Source organism: Emticicia sp. (genome assembly GCF_049241225.1).
GTDB lineage: Bacteria > Bacteroidota > Bacteroidia > Cytophagales > Spirosomataceae > Emticicia.
The window spans coordinates 10,781-31,445 of record NZ_JBMLRC010000077.1 but is presented as its reverse complement, the minus strand read 5'-3'; the positions used below and the strand labels follow the sequence as shown (position 1 = coordinate 31,445).

General features: G+C 37.6%; 21 protein-coding genes. 6 read left to right on the top strand and 15 right to left on the bottom strand.

What is annotated here, in order from left to right; genetic code table 11:
• Window positions 1-40: 40 nt before the first annotated feature.
• The 7 genes from ACOVO2_RS04905 to ACOVO2_RS04875 all read right to left on the bottom strand — a co-directional run bounded on the left by ACOVO2_RS04905 (window position 41) and on the right by ACOVO2_RS04875 (window position 4,266).
• Complete coding sequence (locus ACOVO2_RS04905) at window positions 41-349, bottom strand: DUF6916 family protein (RefSeq protein ID WP_421768887.1); 309 nt, start codon at window positions 347-349, stop codon at window positions 41-43.
• Between the two features lie 50 nt (window positions 350-399).
• The gene (locus tag ACOVO2_RS04900; RefSeq protein ID WP_421768886.1) at window positions 400-909 is read right to left on the bottom strand and encodes a GNAT family N-acetyltransferase; all 510 of its coding nucleotides are present in this window, start codon (window positions 907-909) and stop codon (window positions 400-402) included.
• A gap of 6 nt (window positions 910-915) precedes the next feature.
• Window positions 916-1,434, bottom strand: a complete 519-nt coding sequence (locus ACOVO2_RS04895) for a phage tail protein (RefSeq protein ID WP_421768885.1) — start codon at window positions 1,432-1,434, stop codon at window positions 916-918.
• Window positions 1,435-1,500: 66 nt separating this feature from the next.
• Entirely contained in the window at window positions 1,501-2,016 is a 516-nt protein-coding gene (locus tag ACOVO2_RS04890; RefSeq protein WP_421768884.1) for a phage tail protein, read from the bottom strand.
• Window positions 2,017-2,044: 28 nt separating this feature from the next.
• Window positions 2,045-2,551, bottom strand: coding sequence for a phage tail protein (locus ACOVO2_RS04885; protein ID WP_421768883.1), 507 nt, complete (start codon window positions 2,549-2,551; stop codon window positions 2,045-2,047).
• A gap of 94 nt (window positions 2,552-2,645) precedes the next feature.
• Window positions 2,646-3,275 (bottom strand): hypothetical protein, encoded by a 630-nt coding sequence (locus tag ACOVO2_RS04880; RefSeq protein ID WP_421768882.1) that lies wholly within the window; start codon window positions 3,273-3,275, stop codon window positions 2,646-2,648.
• A 484-nt stretch (window positions 3,276-3,759) separates the two neighbouring features.
• A complete protein-coding gene (locus ACOVO2_RS04875) occupies window positions 3,760-4,266 on the bottom strand; it encodes a hypothetical protein (protein WP_421768881.1) in 507 nt (168 codons plus the stop codon).
• A gap of 123 nt (window positions 4,267-4,389) precedes the next feature.
• Here ACOVO2_RS04875 and ACOVO2_RS04870 point away from each other — a divergent pair, with 123 nt between their 5' ends.
• A complete protein-coding gene (locus tag ACOVO2_RS04870) occupies window positions 4,390-5,088 on the top strand; it encodes an aspartyl/asparaginyl beta-hydroxylase domain-containing protein (RefSeq protein WP_421768880.1) in 699 nt (232 codons plus the stop codon).
• Window positions 5,081-6,133 carry a sulfotransferase gene (locus tag ACOVO2_RS04865; RefSeq protein WP_421768879.1) on the top strand — a complete coding sequence of 351 codons (1,053 nt, stop codon included), beginning with the start codon at window positions 5,081-5,083 and terminating at the stop codon, window positions 6,131-6,133. Before ACOVO2_RS04870 ends, ACOVO2_RS04865 begins: the two co-directional genes overlap by 8 nt.
• A gap of 2 nt (window positions 6,134-6,135) precedes the next feature.
• On the opposite strand, the gene cysC is transcribed toward ACOVO2_RS04865, so the two are convergent.
• The 6 genes from cysC to miaB all read right to left on the bottom strand — a co-directional run bounded on the left by cysC (window position 6,136) and on the right by miaB (window position 11,459).
• Window positions 6,136-6,663: an adenylyl-sulfate kinase gene (gene cysC, locus ACOVO2_RS04860; RefSeq protein ID WP_421768878.1), complete on the bottom strand. Its 528-nt coding sequence runs from the start codon at window positions 6,661-6,663 to the stop codon at window positions 6,136-6,138.
• An 86-nt stretch (window positions 6,664-6,749) separates the two neighbouring features.
• Complete coding sequence (gene secG / locus ACOVO2_RS04855) at window positions 6,750-7,148, bottom strand: preprotein translocase subunit SecG (RefSeq protein ID WP_421768877.1); 399 nt, start codon at window positions 7,146-7,148, stop codon at window positions 6,750-6,752.
• Between the two features lie 121 nt (window positions 7,149-7,269).
• Window positions 7,270-7,932, bottom strand: a complete 663-nt coding sequence (locus ACOVO2_RS04850; protein WP_421768876.1) for a hypothetical protein — start codon at window positions 7,930-7,932, stop codon at window positions 7,270-7,272.
• Between the two features lie 122 nt (window positions 7,933-8,054).
• A complete protein-coding gene (locus tag ACOVO2_RS04845; protein WP_421768875.1) occupies window positions 8,055-8,636 on the bottom strand; it encodes an LptE family protein in 582 nt (193 codons plus the stop codon).
• On the bottom strand, window positions 8,629-9,957 hold the full coding sequence (locus tag ACOVO2_RS04840) for a sigma 54-interacting transcriptional regulator (protein WP_421768874.1): 1,329 nt from the start codon (window positions 9,955-9,957) through the stop codon (window positions 8,629-8,631). The genes ACOVO2_RS04845 and ACOVO2_RS04840 overlap by 8 nt, the downstream gene beginning before the upstream one ends.
• Before the next feature lie 77 nt (window positions 9,958-10,034).
• Window positions 10,035-11,459, bottom strand: a complete 1,425-nt coding sequence (gene miaB / locus ACOVO2_RS04835; protein ID WP_421768873.1) for a tRNA (N6-isopentenyl adenosine(37)-C2)-methylthiotransferase MiaB — start codon at window positions 11,457-11,459, stop codon at window positions 10,035-10,037.
• Window positions 11,460-11,721: 262 nt separating this feature from the next.
• On the opposite strand from miaB, the gene ACOVO2_RS04830 reads away from it, so the two are divergent.
• Window positions 11,722-13,038: a gluconate:H+ symporter gene (locus ACOVO2_RS04830; RefSeq protein ID WP_421768872.1), complete on the top strand. Its 1,317-nt coding sequence runs from the start codon at window positions 11,722-11,724 to the stop codon at window positions 13,036-13,038.
• Between the two features lie 4 nt (window positions 13,039-13,042).
• On the opposite strand, the gene ACOVO2_RS04825 is transcribed toward ACOVO2_RS04830, so the two are convergent.
• Both ACOVO2_RS04825 and ACOVO2_RS04820 read right to left on the bottom strand, forming a co-directional pair.
• The gene (locus ACOVO2_RS04825) at window positions 13,043-13,558 is read right to left on the bottom strand and encodes a hypothetical protein (RefSeq protein WP_421768871.1); all 516 of its coding nucleotides are present in this window, start codon (window positions 13,556-13,558) and stop codon (window positions 13,043-13,045) included.
• 252 nt (window positions 13,559-13,810) lie between these two features.
• Entirely contained in the window at window positions 13,811-16,246 is a 2,436-nt protein-coding gene (locus ACOVO2_RS04820) for a BamA/TamA family outer membrane protein (protein ID WP_421768870.1), read from the bottom strand.
• Window positions 16,247-16,358: 112 nt separating this feature from the next.
• On the opposite strand from ACOVO2_RS04820, the gene ACOVO2_RS04815 reads away from it, so the two are divergent.
• The 3 genes from ACOVO2_RS04815 to ACOVO2_RS04805 form a co-directional block, all read left to right on the top strand.
• Window positions 16,359-17,108 (top strand): TrmH family RNA methyltransferase, encoded by a 750-nt coding sequence (locus ACOVO2_RS04815; RefSeq protein WP_421768869.1) that lies wholly within the window; start codon window positions 16,359-16,361, stop codon window positions 17,106-17,108.
• 57 nt (window positions 17,109-17,165) lie between these two features.
• Window positions 17,166-18,473, top strand: coding sequence for a serine hydrolase domain-containing protein (locus ACOVO2_RS04810; protein ID WP_421768868.1), 1,308 nt, complete (start codon window positions 17,166-17,168; stop codon window positions 18,471-18,473).
• A 150-nt stretch (window positions 18,474-18,623) separates the two neighbouring features.
• The coding region (locus ACOVO2_RS04805; RefSeq protein WP_421768867.1) for a beta-sandwich domain-containing protein at window positions 18,624-20,665 on the top strand (2,042 nt) is incomplete at its 3' end.

The following is a 20,665-nucleotide window of genomic DNA, read 5'->3' as shown; positions in this document are numbered from 1 at the left end:
TATTTATGCGTATTAAAATTTGGGCGTTCAATCGGTCCTTTTACGAAAAAATAATTTCATATTTCATGCCCTCAGTATCAAGACCAATGGGTACTATAAAAACAGAAATATCTCCTTTCGTAGGATGTTCGATTGTATAAATAGCTTGTGGAAAATACTCGTTTTTTTGTTCGGTTCGCAGTACAAACGAAAACGGCTCAGTGTGTGATTGGGAAAAGTTTTTTAAGCTTGATACCTCAATTACTTCTGCCGATAGTCTATAGCTGTCCGAAAATCGTATCATTAATTTTTGATTTAGTAAAGGCTTAATATCATCTATTTGTAATGTCACGAAATTTTCATTATTCATGGTACTTATCTATTTTATTCTTTTAGGTTTGGTTAATCTAAAATTATCTTTTAGTTTTCTCGGGGAAGCCACTCCATCTTTAAATAAATTTCACCATTTTCGATGGCTTTAAATCCAAGTCTATCGTAAAGCCTTTTGGCAGGATTCGTGGCTTCTACGTATATTTCTACTCGCTTATCAATCTTTTTTGCATAAGCCAAAATATCATCTAACAAGCTTTTTCCGATACCATTTCCTCTGTATGTAGGAAATAGTGCAATATCAATAACACTTATGGTGTTATTTTCGTCAAAAAAGTTTATGTAAAGTCTTCCGATTGGTGTGGTATTATCTTTTACGATTACCCCAAAGAAGGATTGACCGAAATGTTCTTGGTAGTAATTATGTTGTGCGTAAAACTGTTGGCGGAGAAAAACCTTTTTTTGTTCGTCAGTCCAGAAATGAATTAATTTAAGTTCTTCTTCACGGGTACTTGCATAAATATCAAACAGCAACCCCTCGTCCGATTTTTCTATCGGACGAAGGTTTATTGTTTGATTACTCACTACGAATGGTATCATCTCTTTTTAATTTCTTGCTGGAAAAACACCTTGCATTGCAATAATGAAATTGAGTGTAAGGTAAGGTTGCATATTATTATGAGGCGATGACCCACCCGCAGGTGCAAGTGATAATGGCGACATTTGTACGGTTGGTGGCCCTGGATTGTAAGTAGAAATATTAGCAATACCGATATTACTCGACCCTGGTATGCCCGAACTCGTAGCAAGGTCAGCAACCACTTGTACGTTGTGGTTGTGGACTGGCATTTCAGATGTTAAGAGCGTAACATTTGAAATACCATCAACCTCTCCTTGCACGTAACTACTTAATCCTGGTCCTTGCCCAAAATACATTGGAGCCGAACCTTGTAGGTTAGGAAGGCCAAATGTGCTTCGACCATCTCCGCCATACGTCGTGCCTAACAAGGAGAATAGAGCCGTATTTTGAGAAATAGGTAGGAGTTGTCCGTTACAATATGCCCAGCCTCTTGGTGGAAAATTGAAACCAGCCATTCTAATTTCTGATATAAATGGAGTTGACATAATTTATATTTTTAGAGCTTTACGTTAGAGTAAAACTTTGGTTATCAAATGTTTAATAGGAGTGATTTAGTTTGGACTTGGAAAAACTCCAAATAATGCAATTACAAAATTGACTGTCAATGACGGCATACGGTTTTCATGAGGCTGATTTCCACCACTTTGTGCAATACTGTTGGGATTCATACTATCGCTTATAACATCTCGTATGTATAAATTAGCAGTGGCGTTACCAATTGTAGTATTCGCTGGGCTACTGGCATTAGCCGCTGTAGCAGCTAACAAAAGTGTATGAGTATGCTGAGGTATCTGACTATTGGTAAGTGTAACGCTCTCCGTTCCAAAGGATTGCCCAATTACCCGAGTTGATAGTCCTGGACCAGTTCCTTGATGGATAGGTAAACGCCCTCTCAGGTCTGGTACGGCAAAGGTGGTTTGTCCATCTCCGCCGTATGTTGTGCCAATCAAAGCGAAAAGTGTATCGTATTCACTTATAGGTAATAAACTGCCATCACATCGTGCCCACCCAGCTGGTGGAAAATTATTGGCCATCATTCTTATTTCGCCTATATATGGAGTTGCCATTTTGTGTTCTGTTTAAGGGTTGAAAAAATTAGTTTCGACTTGGGAAAATGCCCACCAATGCTACAATCATATTCAACACAAGGCTTGGTTGCATATTGTTATGAGGCTGACTACCACCAGTAACCGTAATGGTAGTTGGTTGGAAGGTTGCCGAAGGAGAACCCCCACTATATATTTGTGGTGGAGCCGAATTAGAAAAATAATTATTTACAGGACTCGCCACATTTCCTGCGGTAGTATTGGCTGCATTAATGTTGTGCGTGTGCGTAGGCAATTGAGTTATATTCAGTGTTGTACTTTCTTGGCCTGCTGCTTCACCTTGGGTAAAGCCATTACCAAAGTGAATAGGCACTCTTCCTTGTAGGTTAGGCAACGCAAAATTGGTTTGGCCATTACCGCCATACGTTGTACCAAATAATGAAAATAATGCTTGATTTTGATTGATAGGGAGTAATTGTCCATTACACAATGCCCAACCTTTAGGGGCATAATTGAATGACACAATCCTTATCTCTCCCATAAAAGGAGTTGACATAATGATAATAAGTTTAGAAGGTAAGAAAAAATTTATCAAATAATAATTATTCTATAACTTGATACTTTGTAAGTGTTTAGTAATCTGTGTTTTATCAGCTTAACGAATGCTCAGAATCGTGTTTCCCATTCCAAACTATCTCATTATTGATAGTGATTTCAACATTAACAACGGCTTTGTTATCGGTAATTCGGGTATCAAAATACACATGACCTTTCGGAGTTTTATATCCTTTGATTGTAAATTCTGGTGTACTCTGAGTTGGTAATATACAATTAGCTACATCTTCAACATCAGCTGAAAAGGTATTTAATGATTTTACTAATGCTTCAATATTAAATCCTGAGAGAGACTTTACGCTTTTCCATTCATTGCTTTCCTTTTTTTCAAAAACTAAAACTGCAAAATCTATTTGCCCGAGTGTAGTATGTTGCAATTCAATCGGGAAAAGAGCTAACTCTCCATCACGACACAAGAAATAGTTTTCGCCTAGTGCCTGATAACCGCTCAAAGACCACTCATCTCTGATGGCTTCGTAAGTGTTTTTTAATTTCTTATCCGTGAGAAAATATCGTTTTCTCTGTTTGGCATTTGTTACTTTCAACAATTGACTAAACCATTTACTTATGTTTGGTATAGTCGATTCTACCGGAGTTGATGCCAATAATTGATTTGCACTCAATGCTCCCAGTATCGTGGTTGAGATAAAGTTTCTTCTTTTCATTTTAGTGGTTATAGAAATAGTGAACAATGGGTAAATCATGATGATTTTACCATTGTTTTGATATAAGCAAGGGACAACTCAAATTCTTGTGTGGAAGAAAGATTTTCTAATAGAAAAATGTATTCATCTAAGTATTACTACTTAGCATTGAATAGTGAGTGCAGCAAAAGTTTTCATGGTTATAAACTCAAGCAATGAATTGGAGTAAGTCAGTGCTTGTGATGCAAAAGCGGTGAGATAAAAGTAGTAAAATTTTTTTTCTATTCTCTCAAAATTTTATTGAGTGGTAATTACCATCTGATGGATAGAAAAAACGAAGTACTCTGTTGTCCAGTTTTTTGCCTTAATTTAATGGATAAATACTATTTCTATACCTGCAAAAGCCAAAATGTCAATAAAACTTTTCTAAGAAAAAAGATTAACTCAGACTCTGCAAATATAGAAATCGACCTTGGTCAATTTACAGGTAAAAATACCTGTTTATTCATTTTCGTACCCAAAACGACATCTTCGGAAAAACGAGTTGGTCTGATTTTAAAATTGATTTTTTTTCATTCGTCATACCCAACCATTGAAGAATCGGCACACCAAAATAATGCCCTTCGTCAAAATTTTTAATGATACTTTCGGCAGTTCCCTTATAGCCTTCATTGTGTATTACTATTGCTGTTGGAATCGGAATTGCCTTGCAAGCAGCGTAAGTCCACGCAATTACTGCCATTTCTGTACCTTCGGGTTCGGGTTGGTTTTCTAACGAACCAGATAAATCATTGCGAATTTCGGGAGGCAATAAGGCAATGTGTCCAGCCTCGTGCAAAATATCGCCTACATATTTTAGCTTATTTTCATCAATTAGTAGCTCACCTTTATCAATTTTCAACCCAGGTAGAAAAGTATCTTCATTAATTGCTGTAAATCTGTATTTTATTCCAATCTCATCGAGGAAGTTAGTTATTTTTAGAAGAAGATTTTCACGACTTAAATCATTCATATTTTCGCAATTGGTTGAATATTTTAGTAAATGTATGTAAAATGAAATAAAAAAAATTACATTTGAGAAAATTTTAATTTCCACTATTTAGCCATGAAAAATGATTTTATAAAATTCGATTTAATGTTTGACCATAAAAGATTAATCGAAGATTTGGAAACTTGTAAACAGTACGAGTGGGTGCTACATTTCAATAAAAACGATTATACTGGCACTTGGAAAACAATCTCGCTTCGCTCGGTTTCGGGGCATGAAACAGATAATTTTCCAACCCCCAACGAAGCCTTTCAGGATACGCCATTATTGGCCAATTGCCCCTATTTCAACGAGGTTATTCAGTTTTTTCAATGCCCCAAAGAGGCAGTTCGCCTACTTGCTTTGTCGCCTCAAAGTTATATTAAAGAGCATACCGACCATCGTGCAGGGTACGAGAATAGGAATTTTAGGATTCATGTTCCTTTACAGAGTAATGAAAAAGTAGAATTTGTTGTGAATAATCAACAACTCCCGATGAAAATAGGAGAGTGCTGGTATGCCAATTTTAACCTACCACATAGTGTGCGAAATGACGGTGAAAACGAACGAATACATTTGGTTATTGATTGTTTGAGCAATGAGTGGTCGGATAAATTCTTTGCTGATGCTGGGTATGATTTCAACGAAAAAACAGTTTTAGTAGGCCCTACTTTTTCGGATAATTATACCTACGACCGCAGCGTGAAGCTGCAAATGATTGAGCAACTTTCGCAAATGGACACCGATGCCGCAAGAAATATCATTTCACAATTAAAAACCGAATTAGCCATCGAAGACCATGAATGAAGCAATTAAAAACTGGATTCCTGTAAAATTACAATTTGATTCAGATACAGTTTTGGTTCATTGGCAATACTTCGATGATATATTATTCGATGAGCCTTTCTTTGAATCAACGATTCAGAAAAGCCTTATTTTATCAGAAAACGCTCATGGTTTTCAGCCAGTTACATCGCTCGAAACCTTATCGGAGGCGGCTCAAAGTGTCGATTCTGTACCACCAACGGCATTTATTTTTCATGTTTCTCGCTGCGGCTCAACGCTCATGACTCAAATGTTGGCTCTTAATAAAGATAATATCGTTGTGTCGGAGGCTCCAATTTTAGATGATGCTTTGCGAGAAATGGCTTTTAAGATAAAAGAGAATTACGAAAAAAGTTTGCAATATTCGCTGAGATTTATCGGAAAAAAAATTGCTACCCATGATTCAGTCCAAAATTGGAGTTTGCAGAGAGACGAACTTGATGAAGAAGTCATAAATCAAACTATTCAGTCGGTGGTTGCATTAATGGGGCAGAAAAGAATCGGAAATGAAAAGAATTACTTTATTAAATTAGATAGTTGGCATATATTTTATTACGAAAAACTCCGAAAATTATATCCCAATACACCATTTATATTTTCGTATCGTCGCCCCGATGAGGTTATCCGCTCACAGATTCAGTTAAACGGTATGCACGCAGTACCAGGATTAATTCAGTTGGAAGTATTTGGCCTTGAATTATTCGAGGTAATGAATCTACAACAAGCAGATTTTGTGGGGAGAGTCTTAGAAAAATATTATGAGAAATTTCTGAAAATTGTTGAATCAGATACCAACGTATTATTTGTGGATTATAAAGATGGCATCATCAACAATATGTCGAAGTTAGGTGAATTCTTGGGTTTGCATTTTGATGATGATTATAAAGAAAAAATGCGGCTGCGTAGCCAATTTCACTCTAAAAATCCAAGTGCCACTTTCAGTGAAAAACCTTTGGAAGAAAATTCGCCTTTAGCTCAAGAAAAGGTTATTAGTTTATACAAAAAACTGTGCGATTCATTGAATTAAGGCTATTTTTCTACCGAATCGATGATAAATTTCAGTATTCTCTGAACCGATGCTTCAATACTTTCTTGATGTGTATGAATAGTCAAGTCTGGGTGTATGGGTACTTCGTATGTATCATTTACACCAGTTAGATTATTGATTTTATCGATATGATTTTTGGGCAAAAAAGCCCTTGCGTACAAACCTTTAGTATCTCTTTTTAAGAGTGTCTGAATTTCGCAATTAACAAAAACTGTTTTCGCCTGATACCTCTCAACCAATTCTTGCCTAACTGATTCGTAAGGGTTTATTGCTGAAATAAGCACAATAATGTTATTTTGAGCTAAAAGATTAGCCACAAAGCCCATTCTACGGATATTTTCGTTGCGGTCTTGTTTCGAGAAACCTAAATCTGGACAGAGGTTTCTCCTGAAAACATCTCCATCTAATACCTCAACTGCATAACCCTTTTCGATGAGTATTGACTTTACATTTGATGCAATTGTAGTTTTTCCAGCACCCGAAAGGCCAGTCATTTGGAAGATTCTCATGGCAATTATATTTCGGAAGCCAAGTAAACAAAAAAAGGTGAATATCTCATTGAGTTATTCACCTTTTTGGAAATATTTTCAGAAAATTATTTCTTAGGTTGTGCTGCAGGTGCTGGAGTAGGTGTTGTCCCTGTTGCTGGCGAACCAGCGGCTGGCGAACCAGTTGCAGGAGCTGCTGCAGGAGTTGCTGCTGGGGCAGTTGGGCGAGCAGTTGCTTTTTCTACGTTCAAGCCGTTGTCGTCAGCTGCGGCTGCACCTGTTTTGTCCATAAAAATTCCGGCAGTCAAAGCACCAACAATAATGAATGCAAAGAAACCCCAAGTAAGTTGTTCAAGAATATCACCAGTGCGTTGTACACCAAACATTTGTGAACCAGCACCACCAAATTCGCTTGAAAGACCACCGCCCTTTGGGTTTTGAATCATAATCACTAATACTAATAAGATGGCAACGATTACCATTAAAACTAAAATTGTAGTGTACATTTTTTCAATGAATGATTAACTTATGAATAATATTTTTATTTTTCTTTTGTGTTAAGAAATCTCAAAAAATATGCCGAAAGTCTTGATAATGAATGAGTTATTTATTTATCAGGATTTTATCTTACAACATTTTCTTTTGTAAGTCTGCTATTTTTTCCGCAAAGTAAGCACTTTTTTCGGGATTTTTAACTAAAAGTTTCTTATAAACTTCAATTGCTTGATCGAAACGGCCCTGACGAGATAAAATCTTTGCATAGCTTTCGGTCAATAATGGCCCTTTTAGGGTTGTGCTTCGCTCACTCAAGTCTTCGACTTCTTCGTTGGCATTACCTTGTCTGATTGGCTGGATACGAGGTTCTTTTTTGATAAATTGCTCTATAATTGCCAATTGTTCGTCTTGTATGTTTCTCAGGGCAGGTTTTGCGATTGATTCTATTAATTCTTCTTCCAATTTCTCACGGTTTAATTCTTCTTCAATAGTACCAGCCGAAAATTTATTTTCAATTGGCAACTCCGACACTCTTTGGGTCGGTACTGAGTTCCAATCCATATCATTTTCGATAACTTTTCTTAGGGCGTTTCTACTTAGGGCGTAGATCGCCGCTTTCCGAACTGCATCTTGTGCAATTTCGGGAGCTTTGGTATAAATTCCTTTGGCAATTAGTGTATAGCCCAATTGAAAATACGGAAATTTTTTGGTCGCATTTTCCAGCAGCATTATATCATTAAGCGATAATGCTTGGGGGCTGTTCATATAATCTATAAAATTGTTCTTATCAAGCATTTTTAGTGAAATTAAGACGGGGTCGCCCCGTGCGATTAAGAATGTAGAATGAAGAATCACAGAGCTGTAAAAATGCTAAATCTTCAATTCATAATTCTTAATTCATCATTCTTGATTGAAACTTACCACTGTGCAGCTGTATCGGTAAAGATATTTAGCACGAGTTGGTCAATGATTTTTGGAACCAAGCTGCCTTCGACTTGAGCAAGTGTCTGTTCTTGTGCAAAATCTTGATAAAACGAAAATTCTTTTTCAAAATTTTCTTCCTCATTTTTAGCATTTACAAAACGAACCTCAACTCTGATGGTTAGTCGGTTTAGTGCTGCTTGATCGCTTGATGTGGCCGATACTGGTGTCAGCTCATAGCCAACAATTGTACTTTCGATCAATAAATCAGCATCGTTAGGTTTTAACTTTAAACTGGTATTTCGCTGATAATATTCTTTCAGTTTTTCTGTAAAAGTTAGTGTCAAATTCGCCGGGCCTCCTGCTGTTCCCATCACTACATTCTGAATCGTAATGGTTTTTAAATCACTAGAAACTTTCGCCGGTGAAAACGAATAAACTTTACAGCCAGTTATTATTGTACAACTGATAATTATCAATAACAAATTGTATATTATTAACTTAGAATATCGCTTTATTGTACCTGATAATTTCGAACTCTGTACCGTGGACTGTGAAATATCGATTGGTTTATTCATCTTCAATATCATATTGTTTGATTTTTCGATAAAGTGTACGTTCTGAAATTCCCAAATCTAAAGCTGCGTATTTACGTTTGAAGTTATTTTTCTTCAAAGCTCGAACAATCATTTCTTTTTCTTGTTTTTCGAGCGAATAAGAATTTTCTTCGGTTTCGTGCGAAATATCCTCAACATTAATTCTATCACCCTGCAAATTATCAATTTTGATAATATTCTGATTATCAATAGGTTGATAGCTTGGGTAGCTTGGCTGTTGGGGTGGTGTATATACCGCTGGAGGTATCAATGCTACCGCATCTTCCTGATGTATATCATCGAATAAGGCCTGATGTTTTTGTAAAAAATCGGCATTTACCGCAGTGTTACTTGCTTGTCCGCCTTGCATGAGCGAAAGAACCAATTTTTTCAAATCAGTCATGTCTTTTCTCATATCAAACAACACTTTGTAAAGTAAATCTCGCTCCGAAAAATTACTATCATTGCCACCATTTAGGCCTTTTAATAGTGTTGGTAGGCCACTTGATTGCTCACGTGGTAGGTATTTTGCCAAAATTTCGGCCGAAACAATACGTTCAAACTCAAGAATTGTGATTTGTTCGGCAATATTTTTCAGCTGTCGAATATTACCCGGAAATCTGAAATTCATAAGTAGCTGTGAGGCACTTTCGGTGAGCTCGATAGGTCGAATATGATTTTTTTCAGCAAAATCAGTTGAGAATTTTCTGAAAAGTAATTCAATGTCGAACCCACGCTCACGCAAAGCTGGCACATGGATCGGTACGGTGTTTAAACGATAATATAAGTCTTCGCGAAAACGCCCACGTTCGATGGCATCAAGTAGATTAACGTTGGTTGCAGCAACTACCCTTACATCAGTTTTTTTTACTTTCGATGAACCCACTGGAATAAACTCGCCGTTTTCGAGTACACGAAGCAATCGAGCTTGTGTGCCGATGGGCATTTCGGCAATTTCATCTAAAAATATTGTTCCCGTGCTGGTTGTTTCAAAATAGCCCTTACGGTCGTCAATTGCACCAGTAAATGAGCCTTTTACATGGCCAAAAAGTTCTGAGTCAATCGTTCCTTCTGGAATTGCTCCACAGTTGATTGCTATGAAAGGCCCGTGTTTGCGAGAGCTAAGTGCATGAATTATCTTTGAAAACGATTCTTTTCCACTACCACTTTCTCCATTAATCAATACAGTCAGGTCAGTAGGGGCTACCTGAATGGCCACACTCAGTGCGTGGTTCAATGCAGGTGCATTCCCGATAATGCCGAAGCGATTCTTGACTGACTGTAATTCTGTGTTGTTGCTCATTTTAATTAGCTTTTAGCTGTTGGCTTTTAGCTATCAGTTTATTTCAAAAATACAATTACCATAGGTGGTAATCCTTATTATGCTACAATGTGCCCAATCAAAGTTGCTGACGAGCATTCTGTTACCAAAACGTTTACATAATCTCCTTTTTGAAAATTCTCTTTTGGGAAAATTATCATTTTGTTTTGGTCGTTTCTGCCCGATAAATGTTCTTGTGAACGCTTCGAGAAACCTTCAACCAAAACTTTGTAGGTTTTTCCGACTGACATTTGGTTGCGTTCTAAAGAGTGTTCTCTTTGTTTGGCAATGATTTCAGCTAATCGACGACCCTTTACATCATCAGGCACATCATCGGTTAATTTCTTTGCCGCTGGTGTGTTTGGTCTTTCTGAGTACGCAAACATATAACCGTAATCATATTTTACGTAGTCCATCAACGAAAGTGTATCTTGGTGGTCTTCTTCGGTTTCTGTGCAGAAACCCGCAATCATATCTTGCGAAATGCCACATTCTTCGCCTAAAATCTCACGAATACGGTCGATTTTGCCCATGTACCACTCACGGTCGTAGGTGCGATTCATCAATTCTAAAATACGACTACTGCCACTTTGAGCAGGCAGGTGAATGTATTTACAGATATTATCGTACTTTTTCATGGTGTAAAGTACTTCGTCGGTAATATCTTTCGGGTGAGAGGTAGAGAAACGCACGCGTAAATCTGGACTTACTTGTGCCACCATTTCAAGCAAATTTGCAAAAGTAACTGTCGAACCATCAGCTGATTGCCATTTGTAGCTATCAACATTTTGTCCTAAAAGTGTAACTTCTTTATAACCTTGATTGAATAAATCAGTCGCTTCTTTTACAATTGAGTGGGCATCACGGCTACGCTCACGCCCACGTGTGTAAGGCACAACGCAGAAACTACACATGTTGTCGCAGCCACGCATGATGCTAATGAAGGCAGTTACGCCATTAGAATCCAGACGAATCGGGGTGATATCGGCGTAGGTTTCTTCACGAGAAAGAAAAACGTTTACGGCCTTGTGGCCTTCTTCCACTTCGTTGATAAGGTTTGGTAAATCACGATAAGCATCGGGGCCAACCACCATGTCAACAATTTTTTCTTCTTCCAATAATTTTGTTTTCAGACGCTCGGCCATGCAGCCCAAAATTCCGATTTTAACATTCTTACGTTTGTTTTTCATCGGCACCAGGTGCTGAAGGCGATGACGCACTTTCTGTTCGGCGTTTTCACGGATGGCACAAGTATTGAGCAAAATAAGTTCAGCTTCTTCGATTTTTGAAGTGGTAGCAAAATCATTTTCTCTCAGAATCGAAGCCACAATCTCGCTATCGGCAAAGTTCATCTGACATCCATAACTTTCAATATAGAGTTTGCGAGAAGCCGTACTCTTTTCGTCTTCGCTGATGCGAGCCACATCAAGGTCTTTCTTATCTTCTTCGTTGAGAATCTTTAATGAGTTTGTAACTAATTCCATGTTATTTTTGAGTGTAAAAGTTCAATTTTGAAAATTGAATTACAAAATTACAACAATACTGACAGATTGTCAGTTTAAAATAACTTAATTTTTTAGTGGAAAGTTTGATGAATGGTATGAATTGTCATTGAAGCGAAGAAATGGATAGATAAAAGGCTAATAATCAAGTTAATAAAACGGGAGACATGATATATTGCCGAATTAAATAAATTTCATTAAAAATGTATATTTTGCACGACAATTCAACCCTTACAAAAAAACAATGCCTCTACTAATCACAATTATCGGCCTTATTGTGTTGATTTTCCTCATTTCGTATTTCAAAATCCATACTTTCTTGGCTTTTCTAATAGTTTCGTTGGGAACAGGATTGGCACTGAATATGAAGCCCGAAGCCATTCTAAAATCAATTCAACAAGGAACAGGTAGCACGCTCGGTTCGATTGTGGCCATCATTGCACTGGGAGCAATGCTCGGAAAATTGGTAGCTCAAAGTGGTGCTGCTCAACGGATCTCTACAAAAATGATGCAACTTATCGGTACGAGTCACGTGCGTTGGGCGTTTATGATTACGGGCTTTATTGTTGGTTTACCGCTGTTCTATTCGGTTGGATTTATGCTACTTGCTCCGTTGGTCATAACGGTAGCTTATCGTTTCAAATTGCCTGCGGTTTATATTGGTTTGCCGATGTTGGCTTCGCTTTCGGTTACACAAGGATATTTGCCGCCGCACCCTGCACCTTTAGCTATTGTTAAGCAATTTAATGCCGATATGGGGCTTACACTTTTCTACGGAATCATCGTGGCTATTCCTGCCATTTTAGTTTCGGGGGCTTTGTTTGGTTCAACTTTGAAGAAATATACAACTTTACCTAATAAAGCCTTCATTGCTCCCGACCTTGCTGATGCAGAAATGCCTTCAACTCTTAGCAGTATGTTTTGCGTTTTGTTACCAATTATTCTTATCAGTTTTGCCACAGTTGCTGCTTCTTATCTTCCCGAAAATTCTTTTTTGAGTGAAAGCCTCAACTTCATCGGTGACCCAGTTGTGAGTATGTTTATTTCGGTTTTGGTCGGAATTTATTTGCTCGGAATCAAGCAAAACAAATCAATGTCCGAAATTTCCAATCTTTTGGGCGATTCGATAAAAGATGTGGCAATGCTATTTCTAATTTTTGGTGGGGCGGGTGCTTTAAAGCAAGTGCTTACCGACGGAGGCGTAAGCCAGTCAATTGCCGATATGATGGCTCATTCATCGCTTCATCCTTTGATTTTAGGATGGGGAATGGCTGCCATCATTCGAGTAGCGGTTGGTTCTTCAACTGTTTCGGGTATTACGACCGCTGGTTTTATGTTGCCATTGCTCGCACCTACACAAACCGAACCGCATTTGATGGTATTGAGTATTGGTGCTGGAAGCATGATGTTTTCTCACGTAAACGATGCTGGTTTTTGGCTTTTTCGAGAGTATTTCCAACTTTCCATGACCGACACCCTCAAAACTTGGTCAGTTATGGAAACACTCGTTTCGGTAATGGGGCTATTGGGTGTTTTAGTCCTTAAATTTTTAATTCTTTAATGTTTTATTTCAGTGTAAAACTATTCAGAAAAGGCTCAATAAATGACTGGTAAGCAGGGTATTTGGAGGTTTCGGCTGAGAATGTAACGATATAAACCTTGCTCGATTTTACGTAGTAATATTGTCGCCAAGTTTGTTTGTGCGTATCTTTTTCACCTGAGTATGTTACTCTGATTACATTCGATTTTAACTTTTTTCTCTCAATTACTTTAAAGTTTTTGACAACTTTTGGCAAATAACCAATCGAGTAAGTGGCATATTGGTCGGCAGTATAGCTTGCTGAGGGTAGGGGATTGAAAGTTAGATTGATACTCTCTGTATAACCATCTGGCCACGAAAGCGTGTCGGCTGGAGACAAAATCGAACATTCATTTACTGCACAGCCAGCTTTTAATCGCCATGAACTGGGGTAGTCGATTTTGTAAGGTTTAAAGTCCAAAACTTTTATACTATCAGTCAGTGATGAAGCATTGGCCGTGTAACCAATAAAAATAAAGAGTGAAAAGAAAAGTTTTTTCATGATTTAGAAAATAGTAAAATTAAACTTCAAGTGTCTTTCTTTTTTGAGCCACTGATTTTATAAATCAAATAACCAAAGCCTACCAAGAAATGCAAAATAATCACCGCTCCGACTATGTAATAGGTTGTCATTTTTGAAAATTTATTTTTTCAAAAATAGCTACTCTTTTCGCTTAGAAATATGATTTATATCACCCAATGAATTTAGAAAATCTTTAAGGAAGTCTTCGCTCAAAGCGAAGACTTCCTTCTATTAAAACGGATATCCAATAGCAAAATGAAACACAGGGAAATATTCATTATTTCTTCCCAGTTTTAGATTATCGAGTACAAATCTTTCGCCATTTGGTTTTGCCGGATCAAAAACTTTTACTCCCCAGTCGAAACGAGCAACAAAATAATCTAAGTCAAGGCGAATCCCCGCACCAGTACCAACCGCAATTTCTTTATAAAATCTTGTCCAATCAAAATTTGCTTGATTATATTTCGTGTCAATCTGATACCATTTCCAGACATTTCCCGCATCAAGAAAAAAACCTGCATTCCAGTTGCCAATAAATCTAAACATAAATTTGCGGTATTCGATGCTCGTTTCAAGCAGAATATCGCCAGGTTGTTGCGAGAAACGGTTGTTGATTGTTGTACCCAAAGCCGAACCAGGCCCAAGCGTTCGTGGTCGCCAAGCTCGAATACTGTTTGGCCCACCAATAAAGAAATTTTTCTCAAACGGCATTGCTTGATTTTGTCCATAAGGATGTGCAACGCCTAAGTTTAGTCGATAAGCCCACGAATCACGTTTATTGATAGGAATGTATTTTCTAAAATCTACATTTAGTTTGACAAACCTAAAATACGCACGTTTTATGGTATCTAAAGGAAAAATTTGGTCGATAAATTTAATTTTATCTCTGTCTGGAAAAAAGTTTAAAGCCGTACCACCCGACTCAACAAAAACACGTAGGTATCTGGCTCGAATGTTTCTGGCTTGTTCTTGATTATTGAACACATAAGTAGCATTGATACTCGATACAAACTGAGGGTCGTAAAGGACTTTTAGGTTGGGGTTATCCAACAAAACTTGTTCAAAACTTTCACTTTTATAAGGAGTATTTATTAAGTTAATATCGAACGGAGAAATCAAAAACGTTTCATATTTTGAGCGTTGCCATGAATAATTACCCGTCAGACGAAACACTTGACGTCTGAATAATCGTTGACTGGAATAATTATAGCTGGCGGCTACCTGGGTTCTTGGGCTTTTGAGGCTTAGTATATTGGAGAATCTTTTAAGAAAAATTATTTTCGGGAAGTTGATAGCTACATTTCCTCCTAATTCCGTACTATATTGTGTTGTAGAATCTAGGCCGGGTTGCCCTTCAAGATTTGCTCTTAATCCTAATTCGGTTGTTTCTAAGTTGCTGAGTAAATTCCTCGCCCTTAACGAACCACTTAAACCACCTCCAAAAATATTATTAATGTTATTTAAATCGCCATTTCCCGAAAGTGTATATTTCGGATTTGTCGGAGCAATAACATCTGCTCTTAGTTTATTATCAGGCAATTGCGTGAATTTTACATTAGCAAAAGCAAATTGGTCGAGGCCATAAAGTTGACGATTGGTTTCGTTGACCAACGAGGCTTTAAACAACTGATTGGGACGAATTAGAATTTTCTTATCAAGAATTTTTGCTGGAAATTTCTTGCCAATAAAAGTGTATCGAATACTGTTGAGCTCGACATTGGTCGTATCAATCTTTTGAGAATTATCAGTCGAAGCATCGGCCGAAACAAAGTTGATTGATTCCAGCGTAAATTGATCGTGTTGGTCTTTTTGAGCTGGATTACGAATATTTACCGCCAAGTTTACTTTAAAATCACGTTTGATATAGTCGGTCGTATCAATTTGAATACTGATGTAGTTTTTTGAAACAAAATTAAAGTAACCGTTATCTTTCAATAAGCTTTCGATTCGTAATTTTTCAGCATCAATATTATAAAAATCTACTTTGTCATTTCGCTGTAAAAGGCTTTTTCGAGTATGAATTTTCAAGAGTGAATCAACCTTCCTATCTTCAACGATAAAGCTAATCGTATCGAGCAGATATGGCCTTTTTTCATCAACTAAATATGTGATTTTGATGCGTTTATTGGTGTTTACTGAATCGATTTGATATTTTACTTTGCTATCAAAGTAGCCTTTTCTGTGTAAATATTCATTGATCGTATTGTTTGTGCGTTTAATTGCACTTTCGGTAATAATCGCTGGAGCTTCGCCAATATTCTTCATCCACCAGTTTTCTTTGGTATCGAGTCTATCACGGTAAACATTTACTTTACTCTGATATTTCTTTCTTTTTCTCTCAATCTTTGCATCATAGTTTACCGGGTTTGGCAAGTTATTGAGCTTTGTTTGCCATTTTTCGAGCCTTTCTGTTATTTTAGTCTGATTATACACCGATTTTCCGAGGTTATAAGAAGCAACATAAGGCGTGATGGGAAGGTACAAGATTCGCCGATTAGGCTTTTGAGTAGGTGGAATGAGTAATTCGAGTTCTTCGGTTGAAATTTCTTTATTACCTTTGAATTCAAAATTATTTAAGCGGTATTCGTCCCTTTCTAACTGAACGGTGCGAGTACACGAACTGATGATAGAAATCAACAAGCAAGCGTAAGTAATCTTATAAGACAAGTTTTTATTAAATATCAGTCTGAGACGTGATACTATATTTCGAATCATAATTGATTGATTATCAGTTTTTCTATCTAAAAATTTTAATTATAAATCGTAAATCTTTGAATAGATGTTTTCAAAACAACAACAAAAGTACGTTCAATCCTTACAAATAAAAAAATATCGTCAAGAACATCAACGATTTTTGGTTGAGGGAGCAAAAAGCGTTCAAGAATTATTGAAGTCAGATTTAGAAACAGAGTTGTTGTTGTGTACGCCCAAATTCTATACAGAAAACGAAAAAAACTTAAAAAAAATATCTGTTGAACAGATTTCGCAGACAGAACTCGAAAAACTCGGAACACTTCAAAGCAATGATGCAGCTTTGGCAGTAGTAAAAATGAGAGAAAATGCCCCTTTGATTGCCGATGCCTATGAGTTTGCTTTAGTTCTAGACGACATCCGTGACCCTGGAAACCTCGGTACGATTCTACGTATTGCCGATTGGTACGGCATCAAAAAGGTAATTTGCTCGGAAACAACCGTCGATTTTTATAACCCCAAAGTAGTTTCAGCCTCAATGGGTTCGTTTACAAGAATACGAGTTTATTATTCTGAAATTTCAAAATATTTTGAAAATATTGTAAAAAATAATAAAATTGAAATTATTGGAACTTTTTTAAACTCTGAAAATGTCCATCGTTTTGATTTTCCGAGCAGTGGGTATATAGTTTTAGGAAATGAATCGAATGGAATAGGAGCGGAGGTTGAAAAATTGATTACTAAAAAAATAACAATTCCAAGATTTGGAGAGGCCGAGTCTCTGAATGTGGGAATTGCCACGGCGGTGGTTTTGGATAATTTGCGGAGGCGAGAATAAGGGCATTCTATCATAAATTTGTAAATTGTTAACTCTTTATTCAACCTATATAATCTAATGAAAAAACTCATTATTACAGCCTTTGTTGGTTTGTTTTTGTTCACAGCCAAAGCCCAAACCCAGCTTACTTCTTCTGTTTCATCAAAACCTCTCACGGTTGCATCCAGTCCCGAATCAGTTGGAATTTCTTCAGAAAGACTTAAACGTATCGACAATGTTTTAAACCAACTGGTTGAACAAAATAAACTGCCCGGAATGGTAGCTTTATTTACAAAAAATGGCCAGATTGTTTATCAAAAAGCTTTTGGCTACTCTGATTTTCAGACCAAAAAGCCGATGAAAACAGATGACATTTTTAGAATTGCTTCCATGACAAAAGCCATTACTTCAACGGCCGTCATGATGCTCTATGAGGAAGGGAAGTTTTCGCTCGATGACCCAATCTCAAAGTTTATTCCCGAGTTCAAGAATCCTCGTGTGATGAAATCATTCAGATTTGCCGACACTACTTATACGAGCGAGCCAGCAAAGTCAGAAATTACAATTCGTCATTTACTTACCCATACTTCGGGGCTTGGTTATGGTGTAATTGATGGCGATGAAAGTTTTAAAGCTATGTATAAAAAAGCAGGAATTGTTGATTTATTTACGACAAACCCTGTGAAGATTGGTGATAATATCAAAAAACTGGCAAAGCTTCCACTGCATCATAACCCAGGTGAGAAGTTTACTTATAGTGAAGGATTGGACGTTTTGGGATATTTCATTGAAATTGTTTCGGGAAAGCCTTTTGATGAGTATTTGAAACAACATCTTTTCGAGCCACTCGGAATGCAAGATACTTATTTTTACTTACCCGATTCCAAGAAAGACCGCTTGGTGTATATTCACAAACCTGACAGTGCCAAAACTTGGGTGCGTTATCCTGTTACTTTCTACGACCCGAACTACCCAATTTCGGGAGCAAAAACATTCTTTTCGGGCGGAGCAGGACTATCATCAACCGCAAAAGATTATGCTACTTTCCTGCAAATGTTACTCAATGGAGGCACCATGAATGGCAAACGTTTCCTAAGTCGAACCACCGTAGATTTATTGACAGCTACTAATCAGACTGGCGAACTTTATGGCTCAAAAGGTGAAAGTTTCTTCAGTTTGGGTTTTAGTGTCATTAGTCAAATCGGACAAATGAAAGGAAATGGTAGTGCAGGAAGATTTAATTGGGGTGGATATTTTAATACTAATTATTGGGCCGACCCTAAAGAAAAAATCATTATGGTATTGATGAAACAAACCCAAGCTGCACCCGATGGTGGCTCAGAAGCACTTTTTACTCGAATGATTTATCAATCAATTGATGATTAATGCTTATATTTATCTACACAACTCCCTTTTTGGTCGTTTATAGGCAGATTTGAACTAAACTTTTCTTAGTTTAATTCTGTCTAAATATCGTAACAAGATAAAAACTTAAAATTACAAATCTACGATATAGTATAAATTACCAAAACTTACATGAAAAAGCTGCTACTTCAAATCTTCTTTTACACGTTTATTTCCCTGACCGTCTTTGCCCAAACTACCGAAGTGATAGGAACTGTGCAAGACGCACAAGCCACTGTTGGGGTTTCGGGTGCGAGTATTCTATTAATAAATTCACGAGATTCAACTCAGCGAAAAGGAATCTTGGCCGATGCCGATGGAAACTTCAAACTAACGAATGTTAAGTCAGGAAGTTACCGTTTGCGTGTTTCTTCAATTGGCTATACAAACCTCGAAATGCGTGTTTCGGTGGGCAATTCTCCAAAAAATTTAGGAATTTTAAAATTGACTGAAAATGCCAGCCAACTTGCAGAGGTGACGGTGCGTGAAAAACAAGTTCGTGTTGAGCAGAAAGGCGATACGATTCAGTATAATGCCGCAGCTTTCAAAACCAATCCTGATGCTACGGTTGAAGATTTGGTAAAGAAAATGCCGGGTGTAACCATCGAAAACGGTGTTGTAAAAGCACAAGGCGAAGAGGTAAGAAAAGTAACGGTCGATGGGCAAGAGTTTTTTGGCGATGATGCTGCTCTGGCACTCAAAAATCTTCCTGCCGAAGTAGTAGATAAAGTACAGGTTTTCGACCGTCTCAGCGAACAGTCTCAGTTTACTGGCTTTGATGATGGAAATACCGTAAAGACTATCAATATCACTACTCGCCAAAATAAAAATAATGGTCAGTTCGGAAAAGTCTATGCAGGTGTGGGCGATGACGAGCGTTATCAGTCAGGAGCGAGTGTAAACTTCTTCAAGAAAGACCAACGACTCACCATCATTGGATTATCTAATAATATCAATCAACAAAATTTTTCTAATCAAGATATTCTCGGAGTACTCGGTGGCTCGGGTGGTGGTGGCGGTGGAATGCAGTTTGGTGGCGGCGGCGGCGGTGGTGGTCGTCAAGGTGGCGGCGGTGGCGGTCCACGTGGCGGCGGTGGTGGCGGCGGCGGTTTTGGTGGTGGTGGAGATGCCAGCAATTTTATGGTTGGCCAACAACCAGGTATAGCCAAAACTACTTCTATCGGTTTGAATTACAGCGATAACTTAGGAAAAAAAGTAAAGTTAAGTACCAGCTATTTCTTCAATGCCTCAAACAACGGTAATGAGAGTATTACTTCTCGTGAATATTTGGGAACTGTACCTCAAATGTATGATGATACAAGTGCAACTCGCAATAAAAATCAAAATCATAGAGCCAATATTCGTTTGGAATATACGATTGATAAAAATAATTCTATTGTTTTTACACCTCGTATCAGTTGGCAAAACAACGATGCCTTATCGACAATGATAAGTGAAACTTATTTGCAAGAACAAACCATTAATACTGCCCAAACCAGAAGAAACTCAGAAAATAATGGGTTTAATTTGTCGGGGGAATTATTATTCAGACACCGTTTTGCTAAAAATGGACGTACTTTTTCGGTGAATCTTGGAAACAACACCAGCGACCAAACGGGCTTTTCTTCGCAATATTCGATTAGTAGATTCTTTACTGGCCGAGATACCACTCAGATTGTGAACCAACAAACGCAGTCTCAGACTAATTCCAATCGAATGTCGTTGGGGGTGACTTACACCGAACCAGTCGGCAAAACAGGACAATTACAATTTGACCACAATGTAGGTTATACGCTGAGTTCGTCAGACCGTGAAGTCAATGCTTTTGATGAAAAGTTACTAACGTATTCGATTCTGAATAAATCTTTGAGCAACCTCTTTGACAATTCGTATCTCACTAATCGTACGGGCGTAAGTTATCGTTTACGAGGAAAACAAGGATTTTTTACTTTGGGTACAACCTACCAAAATGCCCAATTGGCCAGCGACCAAACCTATCCGATTTTGCAGGATGTAAAATACGTTTTCAACAGTATTTTACCAAATGCCATGTTTAATTACAGATTTGAAAACAAAGCAAACCTTAGAATTTTTTATCGTACAAGTACCAATGCTCCTTCGGTTAATCAGTTACAGGGCGTAATCAATAATAGTAATCCAACGCAACTTTCAAC

Bases quoted from the DNA above. Each gene is read 5' to 3' on its own strand.
- ACOVO2_RS04905 (WP_421768887.1), bottom strand. From the start codon at position 349: ATGAATAATGAAAATTTCGTGACATTACAAATAGATGATATTAAGCCT.
- ACOVO2_RS04900 (WP_421768886.1), bottom strand. From the start codon at position 909: ATGATACCATTCGTAGTGAGTAATCAAACAATAAACCTTCGTCCGATA.
- ACOVO2_RS04895 (WP_421768885.1), bottom strand. From the start codon at position 1,434: ATGTCAACTCCATTTATATCAGAAATTAGAATGGCTGGTTTCAATTTT.
- ACOVO2_RS04890 (WP_421768884.1), bottom strand. From the start codon at position 2,016: ATGGCAACTCCATATATAGGCGAAATAAGAATGATGGCCAATAATTTT.
- ACOVO2_RS04885 (WP_421768883.1), bottom strand. From the start codon at position 2,551: ATGTCAACTCCTTTTATGGGAGAGATAAGGATTGTGTCATTCAATTAT.
- ACOVO2_RS04880 (WP_421768882.1), bottom strand. From the start codon at position 3,275: ATGAAAAGAAGAAACTTTATCTCAACCACGATACTGGGAGCATTGAGT.
- ACOVO2_RS04875 (WP_421768881.1), bottom strand. From the start codon at position 4,266: ATGAATGATTTAAGTCGTGAAAATCTTCTTCTAAAAATAACTAACTTC.
- ACOVO2_RS04870 (WP_421768880.1), top strand. From the start codon at position 4,390: ATGTTTGACCATAAAAGATTAATCGAAGATTTGGAAACTTGTAAACAG.
- ACOVO2_RS04865 (WP_421768879.1), top strand. From the start codon at position 5,081: ATGAATGAAGCAATTAAAAACTGGATTCCTGTAAAATTACAATTTGAT.
- cysC (WP_421768878.1), bottom strand. From the start codon at position 6,663: ATGAGAATCTTCCAAATGACTGGCCTTTCGGGTGCTGGAAAAACTACA.
- secG (WP_421768877.1), bottom strand. From the start codon at position 7,148: ATGTACACTACAATTTTAGTTTTAATGGTAATCGTTGCCATCTTATTA.
- ACOVO2_RS04850 (WP_421768876.1), bottom strand. From the start codon at position 7,932: ATGCTTGATAAGAACAATTTTATAGATTATATGAACAGCCCCCAAGCA.
- ACOVO2_RS04845 (WP_421768875.1), bottom strand. From the start codon at position 8,636: ATGAATAAACCAATCGATATTTCACAGTCCACGGTACAGAGTTCGAAA.
- ACOVO2_RS04840 (WP_421768874.1), bottom strand. From the start codon at position 9,957: ATGAGCAACAACACAGAATTACAGTCAGTCAAGAATCGCTTCGGCATT.
- miaB (WP_421768873.1), bottom strand. From the start codon at position 11,459: ATGGAATTAGTTACAAACTCATTAAAGATTCTCAACGAAGAAGATAAG.
- ACOVO2_RS04830 (WP_421768872.1), top strand. From the start codon at position 11,722: ATGCCTCTACTAATCACAATTATCGGCCTTATTGTGTTGATTTTCCTC.
- ACOVO2_RS04825 (WP_421768871.1), bottom strand. From the start codon at position 13,558: ATGAAAAAACTTTTCTTTTCACTCTTTATTTTTATTGGTTACACGGCC.
- ACOVO2_RS04815 (WP_421768869.1), top strand. From the start codon at position 16,359: ATGTTTTCAAAACAACAACAAAAGTACGTTCAATCCTTACAAATAAAA.
- ACOVO2_RS04810 (WP_421768868.1), top strand. From the start codon at position 17,166: ATGAAAAAACTCATTATTACAGCCTTTGTTGGTTTGTTTTTGTTCACA.